This window comes from Chloroflexota bacterium (assembly GCA_014360805.1).
GTDB lineage: Bacteria > Chloroflexota > Anaerolineae > DTLA01 > DTLA01 > DTLA01.
This window is the reverse complement of the sequence record JACIWU010000105.1, coordinates 1-8,442: the sequence shown is the minus strand read 5'-3', so window position 1 is coordinate 8,442 and position 8,442 is coordinate 1. Positions and strand designations below refer to the sequence as shown.

The following is an 8,442-nucleotide window of genomic DNA, read 5'->3' as shown; positions in this document are numbered from 1 at the left end:
TCTCCGCGCGCGGAGAGGAAAGGGGAGGGTGTGGGAGGGGTAAGGTGAGGTTGGACATACGGGCCGCGCACGGATAGCGTAAGGGCTGCCCTCTGTTTCCCATTCGCGTGGATTGGCGTTATTCGCGGTTACAGGCCGCAGAGCATTTGACAGGGGCCTGGCGTCGGTATATAGTATCGTGGCCTGCCGGTGCGCGAGGCGGATATCATGGGGGATGGGTGTTGATGGGCGATCTCGGGAACCTCCTGCGCGAAGCCCGCGAGAAGAAATCGTTGTCCCTTGAACAGGTGGAAGCGGATACGCGTATCCGCTACAAGTTCCTGGTGGCGCTGGAAAACGAGGACTACGGGGCGCTACCCGCTCCGGCCTACGTCAAGGGGTTCCTGAAGACCTACGCGGCCTACCTGGGGCTTGACCCGCAGCAGGTCCTGGCGCTCTACCATGCCGTTGCGGCGACCCCGGTGGATGCCAAACTCCCCTCCGTTCCGCTGGTAGAAGTCCCCATGGAGGGCAGGCGCAGCCTGTGGCCCGTCATCATGGGGCTGGCGATTGTGGCGGGCGTTCTGCTCCTGGCTGCGGCGGTCGTCCGCACTCCGTGGCGCTCGTGGCTTGGGTTGGCGCCGACCGCTCCACAGGCGACGGCTACCTCCACGGCGACCCCGGCGCCGACCCCGCTGCCGCAACCGACGCCAACGTTCACGCCCGCGCCCTCGCCGACCGCTGCCGTGGAGCCGACCGGCACCCCCGCGCCGACGTCAGGCGTCCGCGTGCAGTTCGTCGTTACCGGCCGCTCGTGGGTGCAGATCGTCGCCGACGATGTGGTGGTGTACGCGGGCCTGCTGGAGGACGAGACGCAGGAGTGGGAAGCGGCGCGGAAAATCGTGGCGCGCATTGGGAACGCGGGCGCGGTGGATGTAACGGTCAACGGGCAGCATGTGGGCGTCCTCGGCCAGGCGGGTGAGGTCATCGTCAGCGAATGGCTGGCGGAGGGGACTCAACCGACGCCCACCGCCACGCCCTAGGCATACACGCTGGCGAGATTGGGAGAGCGAGGGGACAATCCCCTCGCTTCTTTGTGAGGGTTGTAGATGCCCAAATTCTACCTGACGACCCTGGGCTGTCCCAAGAATGTGGTGGACTCCGAGGGGATTCACCGCCAGATGGCGGCGGCCGGGTTTGAGCCGACGGACCGGCCCAGGCGCGCCGATGTGCTCATCGTCAACACATGCGGGTTCATCGGCGACGCGCTGGATGAGTCGCTGGCGACGCTGGGCGAACTGGCCTCGGCCAAGCGGCCGGGCCAGGTGCTCATCGCCGCCGGTTGCCTGTCCGAGCGCGAGGGCGAGGCGCTCTTCGCCAAGGTGAAGGGCATTGACGCCATCCTGGGCACGCGGCGCTGGGCCGAGATCGCCCATCTGGTGGCGCAGGCGCGGGCCACGCGCGCACGCCTGGCCTGGACAGGCGACCCCGCCGACCCGACCCAGGGCCCCTGGTGTCAGAGCGCTCCCATGCCGCGCCTGGAACGCCAGGCTTCGGCCTACCTGAAGGTCGCCGACGGATGCAGCGCAGCCTGCGCCTTCTGCACGATTCCCAGCATCAAGGGGCCCTACCGCAGCCGACGGATGGAGGCCATCCTCGCCGAAGCCAGGACGCTGGCGGCTTCGGGCACGCGCGAGTTGATTCTCATCGCCCAGGATACCACGTCGTATGGCCGCGACCTGGGCGGCGAAAGCCTGCCTGCCCTGCTTCGCGCTTTGAGCGCGGAACTCCCCCACGTCCCGTGGATTCGCGTGATGTACGCCTACCCACAGTTCGTAACGCCGGAACTGATAGAGACCATGGCGCAGTTGCCCAATGTGTGCCACTATCTGGACATGCCGCTGCAACACGCGCATCCGACCGTCCTGAAGCGAATGCGCCGCCCCTCGGATATGGATGCCGTGCGGCGGCTGCTGGAGTCCCTGCGGCAGGCGATGCCCGACATCGCGCTGCGCACCACGTTCATCGTCGGCTATCCGGGCGAGACCGATGCCCAATTCCAGACGCTCCTGGACTTCATGGCCGAAGCGCGGTTTGACCATGTTGGCGTCTTCCGGTACTCGCGCGAGCGCGGGACGCCGGCGGCCGATCTACCGCGCCAGATTCCGGACGAGGTGAAGCAGGCCCGCTACGAACGGGCCATGGCGTTGCAGCAGGAAATCTCGCGGGCACGGAATCAGGCGCTGGTCGGGCGGGAAATGGATGTCTTGGTGGACGGCTGCGGCGATGGCATCAGCGTGGGGCGTACCTACCGCGACGCGCCGGAGATTGACGGCCTGGTGCTCATGGCCGGAGAGCAGCCGGTCGGGAGTTTCGTCCGGGCGCGTATCACAGGGGCCATGGAGTACGATCTCCTGGGCGAGGTCATCCGCCCGCCCGCGTAGGTCAGAACACCGGCGCATCCAGCAGGCCCCGCGCCAGCAGTTCCCGCTGGAGTTGCGCGGCGGAACGGAAGCGAATAGCCTGCATGCCGGCAGCCATCGCGGCGCTGGTGTTGCGCTCCTTGTCGTCCACCAGCAGGCACTCGGAGATGTCCACCTCGGCCACGATGGCGGTGAGGTGGAAGATGGCCGGGTCGGGCTTGCGGAGTCCGACCTCGGCCGATATGACCACGAAGTCAAACAGGTCCAGCAGGCCCAGTTCGCTGAGCAGGCCGCGCAGGCTGATGGTGGCGTTGCTGAGCAGGCCGACCTTGTAGCGGCGACGGATCGCCACGGCAAGCCGCACCACGCGCCCGTTGAGGCCCTCCAGCGGCGCGCCGCCGTGTCGGAGTTCTTCCAGCCCCGCAGGCCAGGGGCCTTCCCACCCCGCTTGCAGCCGCCGAAAGTACTCGTCCTCGCTGATCTTGCCGGTGGAGACCAGTTCCCACGCTTCGCCGCTGAAGAAGTACCGGAACAAAGTCCCCGGGCGCAGTCCGAGGGCGCGATCGTGCTCCGCCAGGAATTTGCGCGTGCGCCATTCAAACGTGAAGACCGCGCCGTAGTCAAAGACGATGGCTTTCACCGCGCCGGCCATGTTGGGCCTATCTCCGAACGCGCTGCACGAGCAGGGGAACCGACTGGCCGATGGGCTGGAACCCGAACCGCTGGTACAGTCGCTGCGAGACGGCGTTGCCGCGCTGGGTGTTGAGGGTGATCCACCAGGCGCCTCGCTCCTGGAACTGGCGCATGGCTTCGGCCAGGAGCGCCGCGCCCACGCCGTGGCCCTGGCGGTTGGGGTGGATGGCCAGTCGGGTCAGGTGAGCGGAGCCGGCCTGGACGTCGCCGTAGGCGTACCCGATGATGCCGGCGTCTTCGGCCAGCAGGAAGACATCGTTCGCGTGCAGGGCGCGCCGCAGGGCCGATTCCCCGTAGTGCCATTCGGTGGGGAAGGCCTCTTTGTCCACGCGGGCGATGGCCGCGATGTCCGCCTCGTCGGGGCGGCGGATGCGGATGGGGCTTTCGGGTTGGAGCGGCGGCACGTCTGCGCTGGCCCTGAGCAACGTTACCACGGATTCCGCGATGGTGAACCCGGCCAACGACAGCCGCCTCGCCAGCCAATCCTCTGTGCCGACATAGGTGAGCATGGCCGCGCCGAGTTCGGCCAGCCGCCCCATCGCCAGTTGGAGCAGGGGGGCCAGGAAGGCTTCCACGTCGTCCTCTTCCAGAAAGGCGGCGCCGCAGATGTTGTACACCTCTGGGTTTTGCTGCGAGCAGGCCAGGGCCGCGCGCACCTGCCCGCGCCTCAACCCCGCAAACAGTAGACGGTTCGCCGCGCATTCGGCCAAATCCGAAAGCCACCGCCGCAGGAAACGCAGCCGCGCTTCGTAGAACAGCCACTCTATGTCTTCCACGTCGGCGGCAACCGCCCGCTGCACAGTTCCGGAGAACATGGCCCATCCCAACCTGCAGTTTTGCTTACATTATGCAACCGAGGCGGCCCTGCGTCAACCCCGGAGCGGTAACCGCGAATCCACGCGAATCTACGCGAATGGAAAACAGAACGTAGGGCGGGTTTCCATACCTGCCCCTGCCCGTCGGCGGCTATGGAAAGCCGCCCTACGAGTATTCTCCATTCGTGTAGATTCGTGTTATTCGTGGATAGCGGTTAGCCTGCCCCTGCCTCCGGCGGCTATAGAAAGCCGCCCTACGAGTATTCTCCATACGTGTAGATTCGTGTTATTCGTGGATAGCGGTTAGCCTGCCCCTGCCCGTCGGCGGCTATGGAAAGCCGCCCTACGTGTCCAGCCGCAGAGGAGGCAAGTTGACGTTCCCCCGCCGTGCCGATAGAATATGGAGGCACGTATTACAGTGAGGGGTGAACGTCCCATGTGGAAATCGCTTGCGCTTATCTTCGTTTCCGTGCTGATCGGCGTGTTCGGCCAGTTGAGCCTGAAGACCGGCATGACCCAGGTGGGCCGCATTGACGCCGCGGCCCTGGCTCATCCGCTGCCGCTACTGGTGCGCATCTTCACGACGCCCATTATCCTGGCGGGCATCGCGCTCTACATCATCGGCACGCTCATCTGGCTTGTGGTTCTGTCGCGGCTGGACTTGAGTTTCGCCTATCCACTCGTGGCGACCACCTACGTGTTCACGCCGCTGCTGGCTCACCTCCTGCTCAAGGAGCCGATCCCCGCCATGCGCTGGGTGGGGATCGCGCTCATCCTCATCGGCGTCTACATCGTGGCCAGGGCATGAGCCGCGTAGGTGCAGCCCGGAGGCGCGCATGATTCAGCTGGACGATTGGCTTCAGGCGACGGGGGGGCGTGTCCACGGCCCGACGTTCCAGCGCGAGTTCGCCGACTTCTGTTACGACAGCCGCCTGCTCCATCCGGGGGAATTGTTCCTGGCCGTCAAGACGGAGACCGGCGACGGGCATGACTACGTGCTGGACGCCTGTCGGCGGGGGGCCGCCGGGGTCGTCGCCGAGCGCGAGTTTGACCTCAGCCCCTTCGGCGCAACTCTCGTGGTCGTGGAGAACACGCAGCAGGCCCTAACCGACTGGGCGCGTTTCATCCTGCGCAAGTTCGGCACCGAGGTCGTGGGGATCACGGGCAGTTCGGGCAAGACGACGACGAAGGAGGCCATCGCCCACGTCCTGGGCGGGCGGTTTCGCGTGTTCCGCAACTACGCCAACTATAACGGGCGCTACGGGCTGCCCATCGCGCTGGGACGGCTGGAACCGACCCACGAGGTGGCCGTGCTGGAGATGGCGTGCGACGGGTTTGACGAAATCCGCCTGCTGGCCGACCTGACGCGCCCGCGCGTCGGCGTCGTTACCACGGTCAACCCGACCCACATTGAGTACCTGGGGTCGCTGGAGCAGATTGCCGCCGAGAAAGGGCGCCTGGTGGAGGCGCTGCCCGAGGGGGGCTACGCCGTCCTGAACGGGGACGACGAGCGCGTGCGCGCCATGGCCCAGCGCACGCGGGGGCGTGTGCTCTTCTACGGCCTTGGCGCCGACGCTGAAGTGCGGGCCGAGGGCATCGCTACATCGCCGGAGGGGATCGCGTTCACGCTGGCGGCCCGCGGGCAAAGGGTGGCCGTTCGCTGCCCGCTTCTGGGCCGGCACCACGTGTACACGGCCCTCGCCGCCGCTTCGGTGGGGCTTGTGTACGGCATGGGCCTGGACGAGATTGCCGAGCGCCTGGCCGAGTTCCGCCCGCAGCCGGGCCGCCTCAACCCCCTGCCGGGCAAGCGGGACTCCCTCATCCTGGACGACTCGTACAATTCCAGCCCGGCCGCCGTGATGGCTGCCCTGGGCACGCTGGCCGACTTCCCGCGCGGCTCCCGCATCGCCGTCCTGGGCGACATGCTCCAACTGGGCGACCATGCCGAAGCCTATCACCGCGAGGTTGGGCGCAAGGCGGCCGCCGTGGTGGACTACCTGATCACGCAGGGCGAGTTGGCCCGCCTCATCGCCATGGAGGCCGAGGCTGCAGGGCTGCCGGCGGATGCGGTTGCCGTAACGTACACGGCGGGCGACGCCGTGGCGGCGGTGGAGAAGGTCTTGCGCCCGGGGAGCGTCGTCTTGGTGAAGGGCGCGCAGGAACTTCGCATGGAGCAGGTCGTGGCGGCGCTGCTGGCCGCGCCCGAGACGGCGAGCCGCGTCCTCGTGCGCCAGAATTCGGCCTGGCAGCGCGTGCGGCTGGTGCGGCCGGGGCGCCCCACGTGGGTGGAAATAGACCTGGACGCCATCGCGCACAATGTCCGTCGCCTGGTGGAGATCGCCGGGCCCGGGGTGGAGGTGATGGCCGTGCTGAAGGCCGACGCCTACGGCCACGGCGCGGTGAAGGTGGCCCGCACGGCCCTCAACAACGGCGCGGCGTGCATCGGGGTGGCCTGCCTGGGCGAGGCGGTGGAGTTGCGGCGCGCGGGCATCACCGCGCCGATCCTCATCCTCGGGTTCACTCCCCCCTGGCAGGCCCGCGAAGCCGTGCTGCACGATGTGCGCGTAACGGTGTTCGCGTGGGATGTGGCGCAGGCGCTCAATCGGGCCGCCGCGGACCTGCGAGACCGCGCCCGCGTCCATGTGAAGGTGGACACGGGGATGGGCCGCCTGGGGCTGCTGCCGGGCGAGGTGTTGCCGTTCGTGCGCGCGCTGCAGGATTTGCCGAACGTGGAGGTAGAGGGCATCTTCACCCACTTCGCCACCGCCGACTTCGCCGACCAGTCCTACGCCAGGACGCAACTCGCGACGTTCCAAGCGGTGTTGGACGAGTTGTGCGACGCCGGCTTCTCGTTCCGCTACGTCCACGCGGCCAACAGCGCCGCCATGCTCAGTATCCCCGAGTCGCGGTTCAACCTGGTTCGCCCTGGCATTGCGCTGTACGGGCTGAACCCGTCGCCAGAGGTGTCGTGCCCGTCGGACTTCCGCCGCGCGCTGTCGTTCAAGTGCCAGGTGGCCCAGGTGAAACTTCTGCCGCCCGGGTCGTGCGTGAGTTACGGGTGCACCTATCGGACGCCCGACTGGCGCACGATCGCGGTGATCCCCGTGGGCTATGCCGACGGTTTCCGCCGCGCCCCCGCGCATTGGGGCGAGGTGCTGGTGAAAGGGCGGCGCGCGCCCGTCGTGGGCCGCGTGTGCATGGATCAGACGATGATAGACGTTACGCACATCCCCGACGTGCGTCAGGGCGACGAGGTGGTGCTCATCGGGCGGCAGGGGCAGGAGGAGATCACCGCCGATGAGGTGGCCGCGCGCCTGGGCACCATCAACTACGAGGTGGTGTCGGAAATCCTGGCGCGCGTGCCTCGCGTGAGTTGAGGCGGGGTGAGCCATGCGCGTGCTGATGATCTCCAAGGCGTGCCTGGTGGGCATCTACCAGCGCAAGATGGAGGAACTGGCCCGCGTGCCCGACATGACGCTCAAGGTGCTGGTGCCGCCCGCGTGGAATGATCGCGGCGGGCGCGTGCCCCTGGAGCGCGCGCACACCGAGGGCTACGACCTGGAGGCCATCCCCATCGCGTTCAACGGGAACTACCACCTGCACTTCTACCCCACGCTCGGCCGCCACGTGCGCGCCTTTCGCCCCGACATCGTGCACATAGACGAGGAGCCCTACAATCTGGCCACGTGGCAGGCGATGCGCCTTTCACGTGCGGTCGGCGCGAGGGCACTGTTCTTCACGTGGCAGAACATCCTGCGGCGCTACCCGCCCCCCTTCCGCTGGATGGAGGCGTACAACTACCGCCACGCGGCCTATGCCATCGCGGGGAATCGGGAGGCCGTCGCCGTGCTGCGGGCCAAGGGGTTCTCGGGGCCGATTGCCGTCATCCCGCAGTTCGGCGTGGACACCGAGCGGTTCGCGCCCGACGAGAACCTGCCCGACCCCGCCTTGCCCTTCACCGTGGGGTTCATCGGGAGGATGGTGCCGGAGAAGGGCGTGGCGCTGCTATTGGAGGCCATGGCGGGGATGGATGGAGACTGGCGGCTGGTGTACCTGGGCGACGGCCCCGCTCGCGCGGAACTGGAGGCTCGGGCGCAGGCGATGGGGCTCGCGTCGCGAGTGGCCTTCTACTCGCGGGTGCCTTCGGTGGAGATGCCCGCCTACCTGCGGCGGCTGCACGCGCTGGTGCTTCCCTCGCTCACGCGCCCCAACTGGAAGGAGCAGTTCGGGCGCGTGCTCATAGAGGCCATGGCGTGCGGCGTGCCCGTCGTCGGCTCCGACAGCGGTGAGATTCCCAACGTCATCGGCGAGGCCGGGCTGGTCTTCCCGGAGGGCGACGTGGAGGCGTTGCGGGCGGCGCTCGTCCGGCTGCGCGACGACCGCGACCTGCGGGGGCATCTGGCGGGGGCCGGGAGGGCGCGCGTCCTGGCCGAGTTCACGCACGCGCAGGTGGCCCAGAAGACCTACCGCGTCTATCGGGAGATGCTGAATCGGTGAGGTGGGCGTGGGCGACCTCACCCCCTCGTTCCCCC

At 67.8% G+C, this 8,442-nt stretch carries 7 protein-coding genes; 5 read left to right on the top strand and 2 right to left on the bottom strand.

Annotation, left to right across the window (positions count from 1 at the left end; translation table 11 throughout):
- Positions 1–224: 224 nt before the first annotated feature.
- On the top strand, positions 225–1,022 hold the full coding sequence (locus H5T65_13030; GenBank protein ID MBC7260154.1) for a helix-turn-helix domain-containing protein: 798 nt from the start codon (positions 225–227) through the stop codon (positions 1,020–1,022).
- 66 nt (positions 1,023–1,088) lie between these two features.
- Entirely contained in the window at positions 1,089–2,423 is a 1,335-nt protein-coding gene (rimO, locus tag H5T65_13025) for a 30S ribosomal protein S12 methylthiotransferase RimO (GenBank protein MBC7260153.1), read from the top strand.
- 1 nt (position 2,424) lies between these two features.
- On the opposite strand, the gene H5T65_13020 is transcribed toward rimO, so the two are convergent.
- Together H5T65_13020 and H5T65_13015 are read right to left on the bottom strand one after the other, a co-directional pair.
- Positions 2,425–3,054, bottom strand: a complete 630-nt coding sequence (locus H5T65_13020; GenBank protein MBC7260152.1) for an HAD family phosphatase — start codon at positions 3,052–3,054, stop codon at positions 2,425–2,427.
- Positions 3,055–3,061: 7 nt separating this feature from the next.
- Entirely contained in the window at positions 3,062–3,910 is an 849-nt protein-coding gene (locus H5T65_13015; protein MBC7260151.1) for a GNAT family N-acetyltransferase, read from the bottom strand.
- A gap of 436 nt (positions 3,911–4,346) precedes the next feature.
- On the opposite strand from H5T65_13015, the gene H5T65_13010 reads away from it, so the two are divergent.
- From H5T65_13010 to H5T65_13000, 3 genes are read left to right on the top strand one after another with little or no spacing between them, the layout of a single operon-like run.
- Positions 4,347–4,718 (top strand): EamA family transporter, encoded by a 372-nt coding sequence (locus H5T65_13010; GenBank protein MBC7260150.1) that lies wholly within the window; start codon positions 4,347–4,349, stop codon positions 4,716–4,718.
- A 28-nt stretch (positions 4,719–4,746) separates the two neighbouring features.
- Positions 4,747–7,287: an alanine racemase gene (locus H5T65_13005; GenBank protein MBC7260149.1), complete on the top strand. Its 2,541-nt coding sequence runs from the start codon at positions 4,747–4,749 to the stop codon at positions 7,285–7,287.
- Positions 7,288–7,300: 13 nt separating this feature from the next.
- Positions 7,301–8,407, top strand: coding sequence for a glycosyltransferase family 4 protein (locus H5T65_13000; protein MBC7260148.1), 1,107 nt, complete (start codon positions 7,301–7,303; stop codon positions 8,405–8,407).
- Positions 8,408–8,442 lie beyond the last annotated feature (35 nt).

Bases quoted from the DNA above. Each gene is read 5' to 3' on its own strand.
- H5T65_13030 (MBC7260154.1), top strand. From the start codon at position 225: ATGGGCGATCTCGGGAACCTCCTGCGCGAAGCCCGCGAGAAGAAATCG.
- rimO (MBC7260153.1), top strand. From the start codon at position 1,089: ATGCCCAAATTCTACCTGACGACCCTGGGCTGTCCCAAGAATGTGGTG.
- H5T65_13020 (MBC7260152.1), bottom strand. From the start codon at position 3,054: ATGGCCGGCGCGGTGAAAGCCATCGTCTTTGACTACGGCGCGGTCTTC.
- H5T65_13015 (MBC7260151.1), bottom strand. From the start codon at position 3,910: ATGTTCTCCGGAACTGTGCAGCGGGCGGTTGCCGCCGACGTGGAAGAC.
- H5T65_13010 (MBC7260150.1), top strand. From the start codon at position 4,347: ATGTGGAAATCGCTTGCGCTTATCTTCGTTTCCGTGCTGATCGGCGTG.
- H5T65_13005 (MBC7260149.1), top strand. From the start codon at position 4,747: ATGATTCAGCTGGACGATTGGCTTCAGGCGACGGGGGGGCGTGTCCAC.
- H5T65_13000 (MBC7260148.1), top strand. From the start codon at position 7,301: ATGCGCGTGCTGATGATCTCCAAGGCGTGCCTGGTGGGCATCTACCAG.